The 22,616-nt window shown below is 47.3% G+C and carries 17 protein-coding genes; 12 read left to right on the forward strand and 5 right to left on the reverse strand.

Going from position 1 to position 22,616, the window contains the following annotated elements; genetic code table 11:
• Positions 1-29 precede the first annotated feature (29 nt).
• The 4 genes from gcvT to KJB30_RS08420 all read right to left on the reverse strand — a co-directional run bounded on the left by gcvT (position 30) and on the right by KJB30_RS08420 (position 4,018).
• Complete coding sequence (gene gcvT, locus KJB30_RS08405; RefSeq protein ID WP_214297959.1) at positions 30-1,124, reverse strand: glycine cleavage system aminomethyltransferase GcvT; 1,095 nt, start codon at positions 1,122-1,124, stop codon at positions 30-32.
• 31 nt (positions 1,125-1,155) lie between these two features.
• Positions 1,156-1,620, reverse strand: coding sequence for a hypothetical protein (locus KJB30_RS08410; protein ID WP_214297961.1), 465 nt, complete (start codon positions 1,618-1,620; stop codon positions 1,156-1,158).
• 166 nt (positions 1,621-1,786) lie between these two features.
• Positions 1,787-2,806, reverse strand: coding sequence for a 3-deoxy-7-phosphoheptulonate synthase (aroF, locus tag KJB30_RS08415; RefSeq protein WP_214297962.1), 1,020 nt, complete (start codon positions 2,804-2,806; stop codon positions 1,787-1,789).
• A 270-nt stretch (positions 2,807-3,076) separates the two neighbouring features.
• Positions 3,077-4,018, reverse strand: a complete 942-nt coding sequence (locus KJB30_RS08420; protein WP_214298035.1) for a chemotaxis protein — start codon at positions 4,016-4,018, stop codon at positions 3,077-3,079.
• Between the two features lie 168 nt (positions 4,019-4,186).
• On the opposite strand from KJB30_RS08420, the gene KJB30_RS08425 reads away from it, so the two are divergent.
• From KJB30_RS08425 to prsR, 11 genes are all read left to right on the forward strand, one after another.
• Positions 4,187-5,743: a bifunctional aminoglycoside phosphotransferase/ATP-binding protein gene (locus KJB30_RS08425; RefSeq protein ID WP_214297964.1), complete on the forward strand. Its 1,557-nt coding sequence runs from the start codon at positions 4,187-4,189 to the stop codon at positions 5,741-5,743.
• Position 5,744: 1 nt separating this feature from the next.
• Positions 5,745-6,002 (forward strand): hypothetical protein, encoded by a 258-nt coding sequence (locus KJB30_RS08430; RefSeq protein WP_214297965.1) that lies wholly within the window; start codon positions 5,745-5,747, stop codon positions 6,000-6,002.
• Positions 5,999-9,250, forward strand: a complete 3,252-nt coding sequence (locus KJB30_RS08435) for a SpoIIE family protein phosphatase (RefSeq protein ID WP_214297967.1) — start codon at positions 5,999-6,001, stop codon at positions 9,248-9,250. The genes KJB30_RS08430 and KJB30_RS08435 overlap by 4 nt, the downstream gene beginning before the upstream one ends.
• A gap of 15 nt (positions 9,251-9,265) precedes the next feature.
• Complete coding sequence (locus tag KJB30_RS08440) at positions 9,266-9,601, forward strand: STAS domain-containing protein (protein ID WP_214297969.1); 336 nt, start codon at positions 9,266-9,268, stop codon at positions 9,599-9,601.
• 28 nt (positions 9,602-9,629) lie between these two features.
• The gene (locus tag KJB30_RS08445) at positions 9,630-10,058 is read left to right on the forward strand and encodes an ATP-binding protein (protein WP_214297971.1); all 429 of its coding nucleotides are present in this window, start codon (positions 9,630-9,632) and stop codon (positions 10,056-10,058) included.
• Between the two features lie 410 nt (positions 10,059-10,468).
• On the forward strand, positions 10,469-11,887 hold the full coding sequence (locus KJB30_RS08450) for a sigma-54-dependent transcriptional regulator (protein WP_214297973.1): 1,419 nt from the start codon (positions 10,469-10,471) through the stop codon (positions 11,885-11,887).
• Positions 11,888-12,072: 185 nt separating this feature from the next.
• On the forward strand, positions 12,073-12,888 hold the full coding sequence (locus KJB30_RS08455; RefSeq protein ID WP_214297975.1) for a sensor histidine kinase: 816 nt from the start codon (positions 12,073-12,075) through the stop codon (positions 12,886-12,888).
• 147 nt (positions 12,889-13,035) lie between these two features.
• On the forward strand, positions 13,036-15,522 hold the full coding sequence (locus tag KJB30_RS08460; protein ID WP_214297977.1) for a multicopper oxidase domain-containing protein: 2,487 nt from the start codon (positions 13,036-13,038) through the stop codon (positions 15,520-15,522).
• 29 nt (positions 15,523-15,551) lie between these two features.
• Positions 15,552-16,118 carry a cohesin domain-containing protein gene (locus KJB30_RS08465; RefSeq protein WP_214297979.1) on the forward strand — a complete coding sequence of 189 codons (567 nt, stop codon included), beginning with the start codon at positions 15,552-15,554 and terminating at the stop codon, positions 16,116-16,118.
• Positions 16,119-16,469: 351 nt separating this feature from the next.
• Positions 16,470-18,518 (forward strand): XrtA/PEP-CTERM system histidine kinase PrsK, encoded by a 2,049-nt coding sequence (gene prsK / locus KJB30_RS08470; protein WP_214297981.1) that lies wholly within the window; start codon positions 16,470-16,472, stop codon positions 18,516-18,518.
• A gap of 12 nt (positions 18,519-18,530) precedes the next feature.
• Positions 18,531-19,946, forward strand: coding sequence for a PEP-CTERM-box response regulator transcription factor (gene prsR, locus KJB30_RS08475; protein ID WP_496198531.1), 1,416 nt, complete (start codon positions 18,531-18,533; stop codon positions 19,944-19,946).
• Between the two features lie 34 nt (positions 19,947-19,980).
• Here prsR and KJB30_RS08480 read toward each other — a convergent pair whose 3' ends face one another.
• Entirely contained in the window at positions 19,981-20,979 is a 999-nt protein-coding gene (locus KJB30_RS08480) for a sugar phosphate nucleotidyltransferase (RefSeq protein ID WP_214297983.1), read from the reverse strand.
• Between the two features lie 475 nt (positions 20,980-21,454).
• Between KJB30_RS08480 and KJB30_RS08485 the strand changes: the two genes are divergently transcribed.
• A complete protein-coding gene (locus KJB30_RS08485; RefSeq protein WP_246545581.1) occupies positions 21,455-22,228 on the forward strand; it encodes a PEP-CTERM sorting domain-containing protein in 774 nt (257 codons plus the stop codon).
• Positions 22,229-22,616 lie beyond the last annotated feature (388 nt).

Here is a 22,616-nt window from a genome sequence, read left to right on the forward strand (position 1 = left end):
AAGTTAAAGAACATGCCCAATAAAAATCTTCATGATCTGAGAGAACCCCCACGATAAAAGGGCAGCTCGCAGACTGTTGCCTCCATGCTGATCCTCTCTTGGCGAATGGTGAGCGGAGAACCGATCGCAGCCAGTTCTGGTTTTACGAATCCGATACCAATGCCGCATCCAAGCATGGGAGAAAACACTCCGCTGGTTACTTTTCCCGCACCTGCACCTTCGAAACATATTTCGTAATCGTGACGCGGCGAACGTCGCCCGGCAACTTTAAAAGCAACTTTGCGACGATTGGTTCCCTGTTCTTTCTGTCGAAGCAGTGCATCCTTGCCCACAAAAGTTTTATCGAAATTGACAAAGGCTTCAAGACCCGCATCTAACGGAGTAGTGGATTCATCAATATCACTTCCATATAAAGAATAACCCACTTCGAGCCGGAGAACATCACGTGCACCAAGCCCTGCTGGTCTGACACGCTCATCTTGCAACAAGCGATCCCACAATTCACTTACTTTTTCAGCGGAAAGGAATATTTCATAACCAAGTTCTCCGGTATATCCTGTGCGGCTGACAATCGCTTCACAACCGAGAATATTCATGGTTATGAACTTGAAATAAGGTATAGCCGCTATTTCCGGACCAAAGGCAGATACGAGAACCTCACGAGAAAGCGGCCCCTGGAGGTCCAGTTTGCCGGTACTGCATGTGATGTTTTTTAGCGACCCTGCCTTTACCCTGTTCTGTATCACCGCAAAGTCATTTTCTGCAGTAGCTGCATTGACAACAATCATGGCCTTGTCTTCTGCCAGCCGGAAAACGATCAGGTCATCAATAATGCCCGCCTTTTCGTTTAGCAAAAATCCGTAACGTGAGCGTCCCACAGGAATAGTTTTAACAGAAAAGGTGAATACGCCCTCCAGGCCATCTGCCTCGATGTCCCCCTGAAATAAGAATTCTCCCATATGGCAGATATCGAACAGGGCCGCCTTATTACGGCACCAAGAGTGTTCAGCGATGATACCTTCATACTGAATGGGCATGTCCCATCCCCCAAAAGGCGCCATAAGGGCGTGAAGGGCACGATGCTTCTCATTCAGCGGTGTTTTATGAACCTGTTCATCTTTCATTATTTTCTCCTGGCAGCTTGCTGAAGATGTTTTAGTGGCTGATATGTTTCTTTGAGTGCCGGGATTTCTTTACAGTCGACATTCCGGCAAGACTGCTTATATCTGCCAGCTGCATCTTCCATAAACCCGCTTCGTTGGTGAGCTTGAATTCACGAGTACTTGAATCGACAGGATTCGGTGTGCCTTCCAAGCCTACCTTGACATAGATCGTAGCAGTGGTGCGTTTTTCACTAAGTACCGATAAATGTTCCATTTTCTGCCAGCAACAAGCAGGCCGGATGGAGGTTTCGCGCATTCTGATGGCGAAACGCTCTCGGGACATTTTACCACGGTGAGCAAGCCGGTCAAAAAGCTGCTCATAACGCCCTTCACGCCAGAGATCAAGAGTTTCCGATACAGCCTGTTCAAAAATAACCGCATCGGTTGCAGCAGAAGGAAGAGAAGGGGAAATCAGGACCAGGAAAAACAGAAGAAAAAGGAGAAAAGGAAACCGCATGAAACCCCTCCTTAGCAAAATTAATCTGGCGCATGGTAGTGTAATTGGTTGCGCCGTGCAACTCGTAATTTGAGGAAGGGTTAATCCTATTTTAAGAAATATCGCCTATTGGTTGTTACAGAACGTGGGACGAAGCCTGCGCCCCTGTCCCACGTTTCTATATCCCTTATAATGTCTTTCCGGCAGCTTCTGCAAATAACTTTAACTTTTCCATCATACGATCAAACTTGGCAGGCTTAAGAGACTGTGGACCATCACTTGAAGCGTGCTCCGGGTCAGGATGCACTTCTACGATCAAGCCGTCTGCTCCGGCGGCAGCTGCAGCAAAACACATGGGTGCCACATAATGATGATTGCCGGTTCCGTGAGAAGGATCTATCACAACCGGCAGATGGGTTTTTTCCTTGAGCACCGGAATGGCCGACAGATCAAGTGTGTTACGGGTGGCTGTCTCGAAAGTACGAATACCCCGTTCGCAGAGAATAACCGACTGATTGCCTTCGCTCATGATGTATTCCGCGCTCATCAAAAATTCCTGAATGGTCATGGACATTCCCCTTTTGAGCAGGACAGGTCGCTTAAGCTGACCGACTTTTTTCAGAAGAGCGAAATTCTGCGAATTTCGGGCACCGATTTGCAGAATATCGGCATATTCAGCAACAAGATCTGCCGTTTCCGGGTTAATTACTTCAGTGACAACGGGAAGTCCGGTAAGATCGCGGGCCTTGGCAAGGAGCTTGAGACCATCCTCCTCCAACCCCTGAAAGGAATAGGGAGAGGTACGAGGCTTGAACGCTCCTCCCCGAAGGATATGTGCCCCCGCCTTTTTGACTGCCAGGGCCGACTCCATTATCTGTTGTTCGCTTTCCACCGAACATGGGCCAGCCATTATGATGAGTCGATCACCGCCGATGCTCACCTCATCGCTTATCCTCACCACGCTTGGCTCCTTTCTCACTTCCTTTGAAGCCAGCTTGTATGGCTGCAAAATCGGCACAACATTTTCGACTCCATGCATCGATTCAATACTCTGCAATACTGTTTTGCCCCGTTCATCACCTACAGCGCCGATAACATCACGTATTTCACCGTGTATCACGTGGGGCCGATACCCCAACTCACGAATACGCTTCAAAACCTCATCACGATCTTTCTTCGCAGCCCCTGCCTTCATTACGATAATCATACCTCTTCCCCTTTCCCACAAAAAAAGGCCGGGAAGATTCCCGGCCTGATACCTGTATCGGAAAAGATATAGGCACAAAAAAAACCGGGAAGACTTCCGTCTGCCCCGGTTTGTGGTTTGAATTGTGTTCGCTCTTCTGAACTTACACTTCTACCCGGGCAGACGGCTTAAAATAGCCGAACCAAAAGTAAAAGGAATAAGTATCAAAAAAACAAGAATTGAGCATGACAGCAACTTAATCACAGCACTCCAACGGAAGTCAAGCTAAAATTAATACACTGCCAATTCGTCGGCGACCTTAACCAGATTCGGCAAATCAGGCTTTGTGAGGATGTGATTAGCACCCAGTCCTACCCATTTTCGTTTGTTGTCCTCGGAAGCAAGTGAAGAGAAGATGACCACAGGAATGTCTTTGAGCATATCTGTCTTACGAACCAGGGAAGTAAGATGAAGGCCATCCATCTGGGGCATCTCCACATCAGTTATCAGCAGACTAAGAATGCTTCTGATGTCACTCCCTTCCTGGGTACTCTGTTCCATCTTCTTTTGAATCATCTCCCATGCCATTGAACCATCTTCCGCCTCCTCAACAATATATCCGGCTTGGCGAAGAGTATTACACATGGTGTTTCTAATAAAAAGTGAGTCATCAGCTACCAGAACGGTCTTTCGACCACGATTGTGAACTGTTGAATCAAGCAGAACAGCTTCGTCAAGAGGCTTCAGAGCACTCTCGGAACAAAGTTCGCCAACTATTTTTTCAAAGTCGAGCACCAGGATGATACGGTCATCCATTTTAACCAAACCAGTAACCTGATCACTGTGAACTGAACGTGACGGCGGCTCGACATTTTTCCAGGAAATACGATATATTCTGGACACTGAGTGCACCAGAACGCCAACCATCAAATTGTTGAATTCAAGAACTACCACCCGATCAGCCACCATTTCCCCGGTCTCCTTACCGAGTACTTTGGCAAGGTTAATGATCGTAATAACTTTATCACGCAATTTGATCATACCCTCAACACCGGGCTTGGCGTTAACCACTCTAGAGATCTGCGGCAAACGGATTATCTCTCTCACCTTGGCTACATTAACGCCATAATGGCACGGCACGACATTGCCATGCCAATCTACTTCGTCAATTCTGAACTCAACAATTTCCAACTCGTTGGTGTCACTTTCTAGAAGAATATTGCTTTGACTGATTGCCATGGTTTTCCCCCTGCTCAATTTTGTGCACGATAACATGATTCCTTTAGAACTAAAAATGCTAATATCATGTCCTTACAGTAAAATTGTATTGCTAAGTTGAAAAGTTCAAGAGCTTGCGAATAAAGAGCTTTAATGGTACTCTTGGGCTCGAAAGGTACTGAAATGATACGTTCTATCCTCAAATCTCTTTTGAAATCCGAGGCGTATCCCGAGCCAACCAACAAGGTAGAACTTGTTCAAACCCATGTCTCATGGATTTTCCTCACAGAAACTCACGCCTATAAAATCAAAAAACCTGTTGATTTTGGTTTCCTCAATTTTTCAACCATAGATCGTAGACGTTTTTACTGTAATGAAGAGGTTAAATACAACCGGCGCCTTTGTCCCGACATTTACGAGGGTGTGGTCGAATTGCGCAAAACTCCAGATGGTGCTGCTTTTTATGGAGAAGGACCGGTTTTAGATTACGCCGTAAAAATGAAGCGTCTGCCTGCTGCTCGGATGTTGGACCAGCTTGTGATTAAAAAGGAAATTACCTCGGATGAAATGAAAGAGGTTGCTCGTCTCATTGCCGAATTTCACCGCAATGCTCCCACCTCCTCCACCATAGCAGAATATGGCAGCCTGGACCGGATCATGTTCAATTGGCAGGAGAACTTTGAACAGGCCATGCCTTTTGAAAATACCACCTTGCCTGCCGTGGAACGGGAGTACATCCGGACGTGGGTAAACAACTTTGTCACCGAGAATGCGGCGCATTTAAACGAACGAGTCCAAAATGGATTCATCCGCGAATGCGATGGAGATATTCATCTAGAAAACATCTGCCTGCACAATGACAAAGTTTGTATTTTTGACTGTATAGAGTTTAACGAACGTTTTCGCTGCTGCGATACTGCCGCAGATGTTGCCTTTCTATTGATGGATCTTGATTTCCATGGGCGGCATGATCTGGCAGAAACCGTTGTTAATACTTATATGGAAATCTCCGACGACCGAGGAATTCTTCTTCTTATCGATTTTTACAAAATTTATCGTGCTTTTGTACGTGGGAAAGTTGAGAGTTTCATACTCAACGATCCTTCAATAGATCAGGTTGATCGTAAAAAGGTATTGGCAAGAGCCATTGGATATTTTCGCCTCGCACGTGGGTACATTCAGCGCCGCAAACTGCAGCAGACCTTGTTCATAACCTGCGGTCTCATGGGCAGCGGTAAAAGTACGCTTGCGGCCCAACTTTCTCTAGAACTCGGTCTTCCCCTGATAAGCTCCGATATTGTACGTAAAAAACTGGCAGGGCTTGATCCTGAAACTCCGGTGCCAGTCTCTTATGGCGAGGGTATCTACTCGCATGAAAAAAACAAGGATACCTACAAGGAGCTGATAAAATTGGCTGAAGCTGAGCTGGCTGCTGGCCGCTCCGTTATCATCGACGCCGCCTTTATTCGAAAACAGAATCGCACCCAATGTCTATCATGCGCGTCACAATACGCAGCTGCCTTTGTTATTTTACATCTTTCCTGCAACGACACCGAAAATCGTAGGAGACTTGCCGAGCGTTCCACCGAGAGCAGATCGGTTTCCGACGGTCGCTTCGAACTATTGGCCCTTCAGCAACAGGAGTTTGAACCACCGGAAGAACAAGAAGGCATGCTTATTTCTCTGCCTGCAGCCTCTCCTTCTTACCTCACCAGCATAATTTACGAAAGGATCGGCTGAAATGCGCAACCGCCTGCACCACAAGCTGCTACGCAGGTTGCAGTTACGCGAATCCTGGATCATCTTCTTCATCATGGGCATCATCATGATGAACTTTCCTTTTCTGCATATATTCAACAAAGCCAATATAGTCCTGGGATTCCCGATTTTTTTCCTCTACCTTTTCGTTGGCTGGGCCGTTTCCATCTTTGTCATCTACCTGTTTACACTGGCTATCGGCCATAATGAAGTACGTCAGCGGGAGAATCGCAAACATTGACAACTGGACTTGCCCAAGCAGCAATTATTTCCTTTCTCTACACCCTGCTGATCTTTCTGATTGCCTGGTATGCCCACAGGCGCAAGTTAAAGGGACGCAGCATCATAGGCAATCCATATATCTATACACTCTCCATTGCGGTTTACTGCACATCATGGACTTTCTACGGTAGTGTAGGCAAAGCAGCCACAACAGGTATTGACTTCGTGATGATCTACCTGGGCCCTTCGTTGACTGCCTTCTCATGGCTTTTTCTGCTACGCCGCATAATTCTCATTGCCAAAGAAAACAACATCACCTCCATTGCCGACTTTATCAGCTTGAGATATGGCAAATCACTCTGGTTGGGCGCTCTGGTCACTATGATCGCGATTTTCGGAATCATGCCGTATATCGCATTGCAGATAAAGGCGGTTTCCACCAGTTTTCATTTGATCGCTGGCTTCAAGGGAGATGAGATAAACATCTCCCACGGTATACATGATTACAAGCTGCCCATTGGGCTTCTGCTGACCCTGATCCTCTCCATTTTCAGCGTTATTTTCGGAGCCCGCAACCTGGTCTCATCGGAACGTCACGAAGGCCTGGTGGCAGCGGTGGCTTTTGAATCCCTTGTAAAACTAGTCAGCCTACTGGGCGTCGGCACATTTATCACCTACTATCTTTTCGATGGATTCAGAGATATTTTTGTTAAATTTCAGCACCTTTACCCGGTGCAGTTCAACCATCTTTTCACTTTTACCGCCAACCCCGGCAATGGAGATGTTACCCCTTCCTTCACGATGCTGTTCATGTCAATGGGCGCAATAATGCTCCTGCCACGCCAGTTTCATGTGATGGTAATCGAAAATTCCGATGAGCGTCATGTTACCACTGCCATGTGGCTGTTCCCCGTCTATCTGTTTCTGATTAATCTGTTCGTAATCCCGATCGCCCTGGGCGGAGTCTTGACCACTGGCAGCACACTTGGAGCCGATTTCTTCGTGATCAGCATCCCTATCCTCACCGGCCACAATACGATTGCCATGCTTGCTTTTCTGGGAGGACTTTCCGCTGCTGCAGGCATGGTGATGATCGAAGCAGTGGCCATTTCTACCATGCTGCTTAACCACATTTTCATGCCTGTAATTGTACGCTTCACGCCTCAAAGCTGGTTCCCTCTACTGCTCATAAACCTTAAGCGAATTGGTATTTTTCTGGTTATCTTCCTTGGATATTTTTATTACCGCATGGTTGGCGACACATACATGCTGGTCAATATGGGACTGACCTCCTTCTCTGCTGCGTGTCAATTCATGCCGGCCATGCTGGGAGGGCTCTACTGGCGTCGTGGAAATTGCACTGGGGCAATCAGCGGCATCCTGTTCGGTTTTATCACGTGGTTTTACACTCTCCTATTGCCTTCTTTGATCAAGTCCGGATGGTTCTCCAACCATCTTCTGGAAAACGGACCATTTGGTATTCAGATGCTCAAACCAACCGCTCTTTTTGGGCTTACCGGTATGGACCTTTGGAGCCATTCCCTGTTCTGGAGTATGCTGTTCAATATCAGTTCTTACCTCATCTGTTCACTTGTTCTGCAACAAAGCGAAAAAGAGCGTGAGCAGGTACGCAAATTCATTGGTGTTTTTGAACTGGAAGCACATTCATATCCACCTCAAGAAATCAAACGACTTTCAAAACCAGTGACAATTAAACAATTTACGGCCCTATTGACCAAATTTATCGGTGAGACGGATGCCAGACGAGCCATAGCTAATTATCTTGGAGAACAGAAAACAAATAGTGACGGGAATGTTTCTGAATTCGAACTTCCCAATTTGAAGAGATTTACCGAAAAAACCTTGGCTGGATCAGTTGGTGCAGCCGCAGCCGGCGCCATTGTCGACAGTTATCTCTCCGACATGGGTTCGCGGATGGAATCGGTATATGATATCTTCAGCACAGTCAGAACCTCCCTTGACCAGAGTCGGGAAGCACTTTACGTCAGATTGAAGGCATCTGAGATAATAAACCGCACTTTGGATCTTCAAATCATAATTGATGACCTGTTGAATCTGCTGTTAAAAGAATTCAAACTGGATGTGGCCCTGATTCAGCTCTGTGACGAAAATGACTCTCTTTTTGTCATGAGCTACCAAGGGAGTAACCGCCGTCCGATCAATAGCCAGCACTGGTTTCAGGAAAGCAAGCCATACTGCGATATGGTGCAGTTTGATCGGAAGGTACATTTTGTCAACGATGCCAGATTGGCCGGCGAAACAGTAGAACTCGACCGGACTATCGCTGAAGGTATAGTCTCCTTCGCACATATTCCCATTCTGCGAGAAGGTCAGCCTTCACTAGGAATAATTTCGGTCTACTCCAAAACCATAGCAGGTCTTTTTACTGAAGAATTTATCAGCCTTCTTGCCAGCTTGGCCGGACAGCTTGCTCAGGCAGTTACTATTGTGCGAGAGATTGAGGCCAAGGAAAAAGAACGCTTACAAAAAGAACAGGCTCTCCTGCATAATGCCCGCGTTCTTAGGGATATGGAGATTGCACAACAGATTCAAATGTCGCTGTTGCCGGCCGCACCGCCGGAACTTTTTGGTCTCGAAATGGCTGGGCGATGCATTTCTGCCGCCCACGTAGGAGGAGATTATTACGATTTCTTTCTGCGTGACGAACAAACACTCGATCTTTTAATTGCCGACGTGTCAGGTCACAGCGTGGGAGCCGCGCTTATCATGGCCGAAGTTCGCACGCTCTTGCGCCCCCAACTCACCACAGCCCATAGCGCCAGCGCTATCCTGCAGCTTCTCAATGGGCAGCTATACGATGATCTGACACGTGCTGAATTGTTCATCACCATGTTTTATGGCAGATACAACCCTGCTACAGGAAGGTTTTCCTATGCCAATGCAGGCCATAACCTTCCTCTCATCAGCCGTGCAGGCTCCCCCTCATGCATTCAGCTTGATGCTGAAGGACTCATTATTGGAGTCAAGCCTTCAGTAATGTTTGAGGAACGACAAATTGAGTTGATAAAGGGCGATGTCATGCTTTTGTACACCGACGGATTGACGGAAGCCGCCGGCCCGGAGGGCGAATTATTTGGTCCGCTAAGAGTCTGTGAACATCTGCAATCGGTCAGCCATCTTCCGGCGAAAGAGATTATTGACTCACTTTACGCCGCCGTCATCAACTACAGCGGCTCGTCGAGCTTCCAGGACGATATTTCTTTAGTTGTTCTTAAAATTCAGTAGAAAAAGGAAACCATCATGAATCTGAAAACTGAAACAAATGCCAAGGTAAAGGTTATTTTTGTACGTGAAGAACGATTGGATGCACATAATTCCGATGAACTTAAATCAGAGATGAACCGACTGTTCGAGGAAGGAGCCAAGGACTTGGTGATAGATCTCAAGGAAGTAAGATTTATTGACAGCTCTGGACTCGGTGTACTCGTGTCTGGTTTCAAGAATTCCTCAACCCGCCAAGGAACTCTCAAACTTTCCGGGTTGCAGTCCCAAGTCAAATCAATGTTCGAACTGACCCGCCTGCACAGAGTTTTTGATATATTTCCAACGGTTGACGAGGCTTTGGGAAATTTCTGATACCACATCACATAACTGCGAGGAATCCATGAAGAACGAGATAGAGCTTCAGATCAGGGTGCCGAATCAGACCCGTTATCTGAGCCTGATCGGCAGAATAGGCGAAAATCTTGCTCAGGAACTTGACCGTTTTGACGGCGATAAAAATGCCTTGGCTCAGCATCTTAACGTAGTATTGACTGAGGCTATGACAAATGCCATTAAACACGCCAATGCAGCTGATCCGGATAAGGATGTGTTCATCAGAATCCTGGTTTCCGACACCGAGCTGTGCATTGATGTATACGACAGCGGGCAGGGATTCGATCTTAATGATCTGCCCAGCCCTGTTTTCGACACCGATCATCTTATAGAAAAGGGTCGCGGTATTTTCATTATCAAGTCACTCATGGATACGGTCGTCTATCGCAAATGCGAAAATGGCAATGTACTTGAAATGAAAAAACTTTTGAGATAACACCGCGCACCGGTATGGATTGGATCTTCATTGCATCAGTCACAGAGAGTAGTGTTCATTCCTTCCAAAAAGTTTTCGCCTGGGCGGACCATACCTGACTCTCCCTGCTAATTGCTCTTTATGAATTTGCTGCTCACTTCTACCTTCGCCATTCCTGAAGTATCGATCTTCCAAATTCAACCCGGAGCACTTTTCCCTCAAAAGGAATCGGCTCAGGGAGCCGGTCTTTAAGAACACATTAAAAATTTAAATAAAGTTGTTCAAAAACAAATACCTCCACATTTCAGAGATCGGATTCAATTCCGACGGTCTTGTCAAGGCGTTATCCTAGGGTAAACTACTACATAGTCTTACCTATTAATGTGCTGCGGCAAACCTTTCGATGCCCGGCTACAGAGGATGGAGTGCTGATGAAGGCCTTACCTGGCGGGCAATTTTCAGTTTTACTTGTTGATGACGATACGCGTGCCCTGGAGTTAACCCGAATGCTGCTGCTCAATGCAGGCATTGGCACTGTGCTTACTCTTTCAGACAGTCGCGCTACACTTCCTTTTCTCGAGGAGCACGACGTCTCGCTTGTGATCCTAGATCTGATGATGCCGCACATGAATGGGGTAGATCTCCTGCCGCTTATTCATCACGACTACCCCCACATTCCGGTCATCGTGGAAACCGGAGCTGGCGAGGTGGATACTGCTGTTAAATGCATGAAGTCAGGGGCAATTGACTATCTTGTCAAACCAGTGGAAGCGAACCGATTGGTAAATTCGGTAAAAAATGCGCTCAATTTTGATGACCTGCTTCATGAAGTATCTTCCCTTAAAAATTATCTGCTGAATGATCGTCTGGAACATGCGGAGGCTTTTGCCGAAATTAAGACCACCAGCAGAAAAATGCGTTCAATATTCCAATACGCCGAAGTGGTTGCAAGTTCTCCTCAGCCGGTACTTATTACGGGAGAGACGGGTGTGGGCAAGGAACTTTTCGCTCACTCCATTCATGAAATAAGTGGCGTGAAAGGTGAATTTGTCTGTGTCAATGTGGCAGGACTTGATGATGCCATGTTTTCAGACACCCTTTTTGGACATAAAAAAGGGGCCTTTACTGGTGCGGATCAGTTTCGTGAAGGACTTGTCAGCAAAGCCGGGATGGGTACACTTTTTCTTGATGAGATTGGGGATTTGAATGAACTGTCACAGGTAAAACTTTTACGGCTTCTTCAGGAACGTGAATATTATCCTGTGGGGGCTGACACTATTAAAACCAGTTCAGCCAGAATTGTATTAGCCACAAATATCGATCTGGAAGCACGCATCAGGGAAGGACGATTCCGCCGTGATCTTTACTATCGTCTCTGCACACACCAAATCCACATCCCCGCCCTCCGCGAACGTCCGGAGGATATCCCTCTCTTACTCACCACCTTTATCGACGTAGCAGCACGTCATTTTGGTAAACGCAGACCAACACCTGCTCCAGAACTCATTTCTGCATTAGCAGGATATCCCTTTCCAGGCAATGTCAGAGAACTGCACGCCAGGGTCTTTGATGCCATGGCAAGGTGTAACGAGGGAATGCTTACTCTGGAAAATTTTCCCGGAATTCTTTCCTCACAGCCACAGCGACCTGCACCTGTGCCACCCATTCTTTCAGGCGAATCCAATGGCATTTACACCATCTTTGGTCGCTTGCCAACTTTCCGTGAAATCGAGGATTATTTGATCGGAGAAGCAATGAAAGTATCAGGCGGCAGCCAGGCAGTAGCCGCTTCTATGTTAGGCGTCACTCGTCAAACCATAAGTAATCGTCTTAAATTAATCTCGGCGTAAATACTACAAGCAGAATAGACTCTCCAACATAGAACAGAGCTGTAAATTATGATTTGGGGAGATCAATAAGGGATTCAGTTCCTCACGTGACAAGAGACTTTTAGATGATACTATAATTATAATTTTTAAATATAAATAGTGTAGCTGATCTGCCGCACTTCAAAATTTTGTTGTCGAGGACTTGCATGACAAACAAGAGCATCAATGAAAGCTCAAGACTTTCCTCTCTCGAAAAGAGGAATATGGAGGAACGGATATACTTGCTTGAGCAGCGGCTTCTTGAAGCAGAGGCAGAAATCAACCGCAAGGACCAGATGTTGATAAAACAGAGCCGCCAAGCCGATATGGGAGAAATGATCAACAATATCGCTCATCAATGGCGTCAACCACTCAACAACCTGGGATTACTTATTCAAAATATGCAGCTGATGCAGGAGATTGGCGAGTTAACCCCTGATATACTCCGAGGGGATTGTCGAGAAGCAATGGAAATTATATTTTTCATGTCACGTACCATTGAGGACTTTCGAGACTTTTTTAGACAGGATAAAGAGAAGAAAGCTTTCCTGATTAATGAAGTAATTTCCAAAACCCTCAATTTCATCTCAGCAACACTTGAAAACAGCAGCATCAAGGTTGAAGTTGACGCATCCGGAGATGTTACGGCCATCGGCTATCAAAATGAATACTTCCAGGTGCTGCTTAACATTATTGCCAATGCAAGAGACGTCCTGGTAGAGAAGAAACCCACCTCACCACTTATCCGTATCTCCATTGCCAATGAAGGCGATTCATCTGTTGTCAAAATCCGTGACAATGGCGGTGGAATTCCAGCGGAAGTGATCCCAAGGATTTTTGACTCCTATTTCACCACAAAAGGGCATGGCAAAGGCACGGGAATAGGCCTCTACATGTCAAAGGTCATAATCGAGAAAAACTGCGGCGGACGCCTGAGCGCCTACAATGTTGATGACGGAGTTGAATTCCGAATAGAAGTCTGAACCGAATCATCTCCATTGTCAGCCCTGCAAAGGTAGATGGCGTTCCGTCTTAGTTGTCTTGCAATATTTTATCATATTATATTAAAGATATTTAATTTAATTAAATCAACAGGAGGGACATTTTCACCATTTTGAAAGGAGAAAAAAATGTCCCGAAACCGTATCAATGTAAGATCCGCAGCAACAATTGGAATGGCCTTATCTGTGTTTGTACAGCTGGACACACCAGGTGCCCGTGCTCAACCGGTTCCAGGTGGCACGCTTGATCCCACAACCATCCCCAAATATGTTACCCCACTGGTCATACCTCCTGTAATGCCAAAGAGTACAACCCAGCCCGGAACTCCTGCTGCCGATTACAATATCGCAGTTCGACAGTTCAAGCAGCAGATTCTGCCGGGTGGGGTCTGGAACACGGTCAACGGCCGCAACGATTCATTTGCGCCTACAACAGTCTGGAGTTACGGCCGCGCACAGGACAACCTGCCGGCCAACTTCACAGCACCGGTACCGCTGTCCCAAAATATCACCTTCAACTACCCTGCCCTGACTGTGGAAAACTCGTCCGGAATTATGACCAAGGTACGCTGGATCAACGATCTTAAGGATGCCGACGGCAATTTCCTGCCGCACCTCTTCCCCGTCGACCAGACCCTTCACTGGGCAAATCCTCCAGCTGTGGGCTGTGCAGATGGCAGCAACCATACCGACTGCATGACCATGAATCCCGCACCCTATAAGGGCCCGGTTCCTCTGGTTACCCACGTACACGGCTCACATGTCAATCCGGAAAGTGATGGCTACCCCGAGGCATGGTGGCTGCCGGCAGCAAAAAATATTCCTCCTGGATATGCCAAGCGTGGTTCAAAGTTTACTCAGTTCGATAACAGCAACACTGTCCCCGGCTCAGCTTTCTACGGTTATGAAAACAATCAACCCGCAGCCACACTCTGGTACCATGATCATGCTCTCGGAATGACCCGCAATAATGTTATGGCTGGTCCGGCCGGTTTCTGGCTGGTCCGGGGGGGGATTAACGGCGACAGTTATGTCAAAGACAACAACGGCAATGCTGCACGCCTACCTGGTCCGGCTCCCAAAACCGGGCTCGGTGATCCTAATTTTACAGCATCCGTGCGCGTCAAAATCCGAGAAATCCCTGTTGCAATCCAGGACCGCTCGTTCAACGCCGACGGATCACTTTTTGTCCCGTCAAACCGCGCTTTCTTCGAAGGTTTGAATGTACCGGGACAACCTCCTCAATTCCCCGGGGCTGGTATACTCGAAATTCCTTATATACCCATCTCGGATATAGCCCCTATATGGAATCCGGAAGTATTCTACAACACCATGGTAGTCAACGGTACAACCTGGCCGCAACTTGAAGTTGCTCCGGCCCTGTACCGGCTCCGCCTGCTGGATGGTTGCACCGCTCGCAGTCTGAATCTGGCATTAAAAGTGATCAGTTCGCCGGAAGAAGAACTGGTGGGAACCGAAATACCTTTCTACCAGATCGGAGCAGAGCAAGGCTTCCTCCCCAAGGTTGCCATGATCTCAACCGGTTTTTCCACGCCACTTCCGGGGAACGGCACAACTCCCTCCCCTCTCCCTGCTGACGATCCCCAACGAGCCCTGCTGATGATGCCGGCGGAGCGAGCCGATGTACTGATTGATTTCAGCGATCTGCCCAATGGAACGATAGTGCGCATGATAAATACCGCTCCCGATTTCCCCTTCAACGGCTTCCCGATCGCTCCGGCAGATCAGGCCGATCCCGAAACAAGTGGCCAGGTGATGCAGTTCAAGGTCAATAATGCCTTGAAGCAACCAGGCGATGACACCGTCACAGAACCGGAGAAACTTGTTCTGCCGGCCGAAGGCCCACTGGGTCCTGCCAGCAACACCAGGCAGGTGACCCTCAACGAAGAAGAATCGGCTGTACTTTGTGTCCAGAGCCTGCCTGACGGCAGCATAACCACCCTGTTCGTCAACCCAGGCCCCACCCCCAGCTTCGCAGCTGACTGCGCCGCTGCCGGTGGGTTCCCGTTTGGTCCCAAGGCCGCTAAACTCGGCATTCTGGCCACAGATCCCAACAGTAACAGCCTGGCCAGTATCCCACTGCGTTGGATGGATGGCGTCACTGAAACACCGCTTCTGAATGCCACAGAGGAATGGGAAATTTTCAATACCACCGTAGATGCCCATCCGATCCATCTGCACTTGGTGCGAGTTCTGATAACCGGTCGTCAAGATTTTGATCCGCTCACCTTCGCTCCAATCGGTTCGGCTTCACCTGCCCAGCCCAATGAAAAAGGATATAAAGACACCGTTGCTGCGCTTCCTGGTCAAATCACCCGAATCAAGGCCAAATTCGATGTCCCTGGCGAATATGTCTGGCACTGCCATATCGTCGACCATGAAGACAATGAAATGATGCGGCCCTATGTGGTCAGATTTGATCCCAAGAAGCCTGACTTCAACCAGGATGGCAAGGTTGACAACACTGACTACTCAATCCTATTGGCTGAAATTCGTAAGACAACACTTCGCAATCCTGCATTCGATTTAAACAGCGACGGCAAAGTTGATCTACTTGATGCAAAGTTCTTCTATAACGTCATGAAAGGCATATAGAAATTTAAAATTCAACAAAGGAGTTTCAAATGAAGAAGATAATAACTCTGCTCTGCCTGCTCTGCTGCATCGCCCTGGCCGGTCAGGCCATGGCCTACACCGTCTCTCTCACCCCAGCTTCACAGACCATTCAGACCGGCGGCTCCGGCCAGGTGGATGTCAACCTCATGCTGACTTCTGGAGAAGAACTTTTCGGGTTCAACATGGCACTTTCATTTGATCCAAGCATTCTGAAATTCGATAATCTCTCTTTTGGCGCTCTCATCAATGCAAATTATCTTGCCGGTTTTACTCCACCGAGCGGAACAGACAACCTGGTCACCTTTGACGGTGGACTGTTAGCGTCTGGAGGCGTTACATCTAATGTGATCCCTCTTGCATCACTGTTCTTTACCGGCATCGCCTCCGGCACCAGCTCACTCACTCTTGAAGGCGCTGTCCTGGATTTCAATGCACTCAGTGAAGTACTGGTCGCTGATCTGGCTAGTATTAACGTCGGATCAGCAGCGGCACCGGTACCAGAACCTGCCGCTTGCCTGCTGGTTCTGGTTGCATTAACCTGCATCCTTTTTGTAAGAAAAAGATATTCTTTTTAAAGTCTGAAAATGTTTATCGGATACAGCCGCAGGGGATAAGTCCCCTGCGGCTGTTACATCCTGCAACTATGTCGACTGACATCCTCATTGACCTCCCTTCCCGATCTGGCCTTCTGCTCCAAAGCTAACAGCAATAAAAATCTTTACGCAACGTTACCACCGGTTTTTCTCCGACTCATAGCTACTATGGCCTTTTAAGAGTTATCCTCTTAACATTTTCCACAAAAAACAACCCGCCCCTGCAGCCATAAGCTACTGTTTTTTAACACTTTGTCAATTACATGGAATGGCATGATTCGTGATAGATGAAAAGGGATGAAATAGAACTACTGCTTCAAAAACGGACATAAAATGCTATCAGCCATTTCCATTACGGCCATCACATATGCAATCCTTTTCCCCTTTATTACAGGATCCAAGAAGAACATGGCCATTCCCTCCCTTGAACTGTCAATTGCAGTTATTGTGGCTGCCGGCGTGGAGCTTTTTGATCTCTTGTCGCTCACAGATCCGAGCCAGATGTTTTTCTGGAAAAAGATGTCGATCATATTTGAAGCCCTTCTCACTCCTGCATTGCTCTGGTTCAGCCTTACCTATGCACGTCAGGAAAATCCCCGGTCAATATCGCCGATGATGCGCGCTCTGCTTGCCATATCTCCTTTATTTGCAATCTTCGCCTTTTTCTTCCCTTTAAGCGCGTTTGTGTATGCCCCTGATCTTGGGACTGAAAAAATCCTTTTTTTGAATAATGCCGGCTTCATTTTTTATCTTTTCATCCTGATTTACCTGATCACAGCCTTGGTGAATCTTGAAATTACACTACTGAACACGACACTCACGGCCCGTTGGAAGATTAAATTTGAAGTTTTGGGGGCTGGAGCTTTTCTGGCGGTGCTTATCGTCTACTACAGTCACGGCCTGCTTTTTAGAACCATCAATATGCAGTTGGCTCCCGCACGTGGAATGGTTTTGATCATTTCTTTGACCATGATGATCTATTCGAGAATGGTGCGAGGTAATGCAGTAAAGGTTTATGTGTCCAGGAAAATCGCCTATCGGTCAGTGGTCCTGCTTTCAGTCGGCCTGTACCTTGTGATACTCGGGCTTTTCGGGGAAGGAATGCAGCACCTTGGTGACGGTTTTCAGCGAGCCCTGCTACTTACCTTAGCGCTTGTATGTGGATTGGCACTTTTTACCCTGCTTTTGTCTGAAACCGCGAAACGCAGGGTCAGACTTTTTGTGGATCGGAATTTTTATCAGAATAAATATGATTATCGTAACCAGTGGTTGCAGTTCACTGATCGCCTGGCAGCATCACCAACTGGAGATGACTTGTTAAGTTCAATAATAATCGGGTTCTGCGACACGTTCGGCATGCGGACCGGAACCCTGTTCACCCTCAATCAGGAGGGCGATTCATACCTGTCCACGGTCAACATGAGAGCGCCACTGAGGGGTTGCAGTTTCCCTGTCACTGACAGCATTGTTGTTCAGTTGGCCGGCAGCCGGCAAATCAGCGATCTTCGCCATATTCCTTCCGTCGGTTCCAATGAGGAACAGAAAACGTTTTTTAAAGAGCATCAAGCCTGTTTCCTCATCCCCCTTTATTCACATGACAAAATGGATGGTTTCATCATGCTCGGTAATCCCCTAAATGATAGGGAGCACTACTCACACGAAGATTTTGATCTGATGATAACACTGGCCAAACAGGCTTCCTCTGCCCTCATCAACTTGCGCCTTTCCCACCAGTTGGCCAGTTCCCGCGAAATGGCTGCACTTGGAAAAGTATCTGCCTTTGTCATGCACGACCTGAAGAACCAGACCTCAGCAATTTCGCTCATGCTTTCCAACGCACGTGAGCACATCACCGTACCGGAATTCCAGAATGACCTGCTTGTTTCCATGGAACAGACTGTCTTCAAAATGAACGCACTGATCATGCGCCTCAAACATCTGCCTGAAAAAAATGACCTTCAGAAAACATCAGTCGATCTGCTGCAGATTGCCCATGAAACTGCAGCACTGGTCAAGGGAACCAACCTGCAGGTAACCGGCACCAGGGTCATCGCCGAGGCTGATCGGGAAGAACTTCAGAAAGTTGTTCTCAATCTTGTTCTCAATGCAGTGGAAGCGACCAATGGAACAGAGACGATAACAGTCGAGGTAGGTGAAAACGAGACTGCTTATTTAAAAGTCAGCGACAAAGGATGCGGCATTCCGGAAGACTTCATGCGAACCGCCCTTTTTTCTCCTTTTGTCAGTACCAAAAAGAAAGGGCTTGGTATCGGCCTGTATCAGAGCAAGCAGATCATCGAGGCACATGGCGGTACAATCCAGGTTGTCAGCAAACTTCATAAGGGCTCTGAATTCACGGTATGGCTGCCAAAGATCGCCTGAGGAGGGGATAGCGTGTCAGTGTCGGATAGAAAGGAATTCATGGAAAAGCTAATCATTGTCGAAGACAACAAGGAAATCGCGGGACAACTACGTTGGGGACTTTGTAAGGATTATGAGGTTTTCATTGCGGCGGACCGTGTGGAGGCGCTCGCCCTTTTCAACAAGCACTCCCCAAAGGTGATTACTCTTGATCTGGGATTACCACCTGAGGAGAATGGCTCTGACGAAGGTTTCCGCTGTCTTGAAAATATTATCCGAAGGGCACCGACCACCAAGGTAATCGTGATTACCGGCAACGATGAACGAGAACACGCTTTTCGTGCGATACAAAGTGGAGCGTATGATTATTACAGCAAACCGATCGACATCAGCGAGCTAAAGGTCATTCTCAGCAGGGCCTTTCATCTCGCTGAAATTGAAAAAGAAAACAGCAGGCTACAGAGCAATCTGGCTCAACATGCTCCTACTCCAGGAGGCATAATTGGCCAATCCCCAGCCATGCAGGAAGTCTTCTGCTCTATGCGGAAAATTGCCTGTTCAGATGTGCCTGTGCTGGTAACCGGGGAAAGCGGCACCGGAAAAGAACTGGTGGCCAAAGCAATACACGGCCTGAGCAACCGCAAATCCGAAGCCTTTATTGCCATAAACTGCGGAGCAATTCCCGCCAACCTGCTGGAGTCAGAACTTTTCGGGTACGAAAAAGGCGCATTCAGTGGTGCACATAACAGAGTACAGGGTAAGGTAGAATATGCTCACAAGGGTACACTGTTCCTGGATGAGATTGGGGAACTGCCCCTGAATCTGCAGGTCAAGCTGCTCCGTTTCCTCCAGGAGAAGAACATTCAACGTGTGGGGGGGAGAGAGGATATCGCGGTAAATGCCCGCATCATAGCTGCAACCAATCGGGACATTGTCAAGGACACGGAAGCAGGTACATTCAGGGAGGATCTCTACTACCGGATTTCAGTTATACACATAAATCTTCCGCCATTGCGGGAGCGGGGAGACGATCTGCTGCTGCTGGCCAACTATTTTCTTCGCAAATTTAGTAGCGACTTCAGGAAGAAAGTACGTCGCTTCAGCCCGGAATCTATCCGATTGCTGGAATCCTATGCCTGGCCAGGAAACGTGAGGGAACTTGAGAACAAGGTGCAGCGAGCTGTACTTATGTCTGAATCAGCGATCCTTGAGCCGGAATCGTTGGATCTGTCACACAAGTCGGTAAAGGAGCGTTTCATCACATCCGCAAAGCTGTCTCTACGGGATGCCCGCGAAATGGTCGAACGGGAAATGGTCATCGCCGCCATAAAAAAACAGCGAAACAACATGGCCAAGGCGGCTGAAGTTTTGGGAATCAGCAGGCCTACTCTATATGATCTGGTCAAGAAATACGGGATACTGAAACAACTTGAACAGGAGCTGGCCTGAAAAAGCAGCGTCAGCTCCTGTTGCGGTTACTGATTCATTCCATCTGCATTTCGATCAGAGAATGATCTCCGATATTCATCCGGCGGGCGGAACTGACCAGTTGCACCGAATCTCCGAGTATCGAGTGATGCAAAATCATATTCCTGACAAGTGAGCCGTTATTGATGATCGAGTTACGCACGATACTGGTTTCAATGACGCTGCCTGCTGCGACTGAAACATTGGGACCCAGAATACATCCGCGAACAAGTGCCCCTTTTTCAATATGAACCGGTTCGATAAGCACCGTGTCTTCTACCTGACCATGAATGTGATGGCGTCCCAGTAAAAGATAGCTGTTTGTTTCCAGCAGTGTGTCCGGCTTGCCGCAATCCAGCCAGGCATCAATCTCCGGCGCTTTGAACATGCAGCCGTCCTGCATCATACGCATGAAGACCGGCGGCAGGTAATATTCCCCTTTGACCATTTCCTTGGCAGCAATAGTCTGGTCCAGATAATCCATGAATTGAGCTGCGTCTTTCAGATAATACATGCCCACTTGGGCAAGCTTTGAAATAGGTTGCTCAGGTTTTTCTACCATTCCTGTAATAAAGCCTTCTGAGACGACATTCACCCCAAAACGCTGATAATCCTCAACCTCCTTCGAATAGATCAAACCGTCACAATCAGCACAGAGCTCGTTGATCAAACTTAGATCGGTATCGAATATGGTGTCATTGAAGACTATCAGCAGATCATCACCCCGCTTGATAAGTGGTGCTGCCAGCGAAACAGCGTGTGCCGGCCCTTTACGTTCCTTCTGGACCACATAACTGCACGGCAACGCCGGAAAATTCTTTTTCATGAAATCTCTGATTTGATCGCCGTTTTCATCTATTACAAATATGAACTCTGTTGCCTCCAGTGCGGTCAGACGACTGATGATATGTTCAAGAACTGTTTTACCCGCCACATGAACAAGTGATTTTGCCTTGGTATGGGTATGGGGACGCAGGCGGGTTCCTTTTCCGGCAACTGGAAGCATTATCTTCATGCTGACACTCCTTTTCTGAATTTCGTAATGCTGAGAGTGTTTTGTTATTCAGTTTTCGCGCCAGACTTTAAAAAGCACAAAAATCAGCTACTTACCAAACATCACACTCTTCCAGATCATTGATACCGCTAAAGAATAACAGCCTGACCGCCCGAAGTAGCTGTAATGACGCAGGTTTTAGAAGGCAAAAAAACTTGAAGCTGTTATCTTTTTTGCGCAGTTCCAGGAAAAGGATCTTCAGCTTTACTATGGCGGCTCTCCTTTCATGTTATTCGCCTCTTTTTCTTGAAAAATCGCTGTGTTTCAATCTCATACAAAGCCGTCAATGTAAATTTCCCGACTGATATGTCGAAAACACTTACATCATCAAGCAAATTTATAACTTAATTAAATATATTCTATATATTTTTCAGATATTTAAGACTTGGAATATATTGTGCTACTTTAAAAAAATTCCAACCAAGGAGGTTCAGTTATGAGATCTGTTGCACGTACGATGTTAGGTACGACGTTTATGGCGCTAGTTCTGTCGGTATTTCTGAACGTTATCCTTGTGGACGGGGTGCGAGCGAATATCATTACCAACGGTGATTTTTCCACAGGAACCTTTGAAGGTTGGAATACTTCCGGTAATCTCAGCATAGCAACCATGGCAAGCTTACCAGAGGAGTGGAGGACCAACTGGGACCTGACATCGTGGAACAGCGTAATGAACGGAAATTTTGCTCTTATGCAAGCTTCTTCTTACCTTCAAACTAGTACTAATTTCACTACTACAATTCCACTATCCAGCTCTTCGCGTCCCATTTCTCTATCATATGACTACGCAGTGGCCTCGGATGCTCTCAATTCCCCATACAATACCGTTGCATATTTTCGACTTGAACTGGTTGCAAAGAATTTTAATGAGAGCAGAAAATATTATCTTGTCTATAGTGAACCGATGTGGAGTGCCACCCCACAGAAACAGGTGTTCACCGGCACAGTGAAGCTATCAGAGGATTATTTTCTACGGGGAATTGGGCCTACCGCGGAGTCTTACGATGAACAATTCGAGATCTGGGTAAGTTTTTGGAACCCGTTTGGTTACAACTATATCGTGGGCATCGATAATATTGATCTTGAAGTGCTGCCCGCAAATTCAAATGCAGCCCCCGTTCCCGAACCTGCTTCTTGCATCCTGCTTGTTGCCGGATTAGCAGGCGTCGGCATATATGCCAGGAGAAAGCGGTCTATGAAATTAGCCTGAAGTGTAGAAGCTTCCGCGGTCACCAGGTAATAAATGAAAAATGAGGGGCACTACTTCAGCGTCCCTCATTTCTTTACACCTGCAGTATGTTTATTGTTTGAGGACCGCATCCACCCAACAGTTGCTGCTTTGATAGCATGTGGTCGGCTTTCTCAGTCTTACCGATTACCGTACCGGGTCCGCCCCACCAGTCTTGCGTATCTCCAAACCTATGCAATAATTTTCAGGCATTTCTAAATAACTTTCAAACACCCCTTTATTGGATGGAGGTCTACATTGCATGCTCTCAGTCCATTTCCAGCCGTTGCAGCTCTCTTAGTCGCTCTAATCACCCTATCTTTTCTCAAAAACTGGGCGACAATTGAAACGGCTGGCGGACGCTACGATT

Source organism: Pelotalea chapellei, assembly GCF_018531195.1.
Classification (GTDB): domain Bacteria; phylum Desulfobacterota; class Desulfuromonadia; order Geobacterales; family Pseudopelobacteraceae; genus Pelotalea; species Pelotalea chapellei.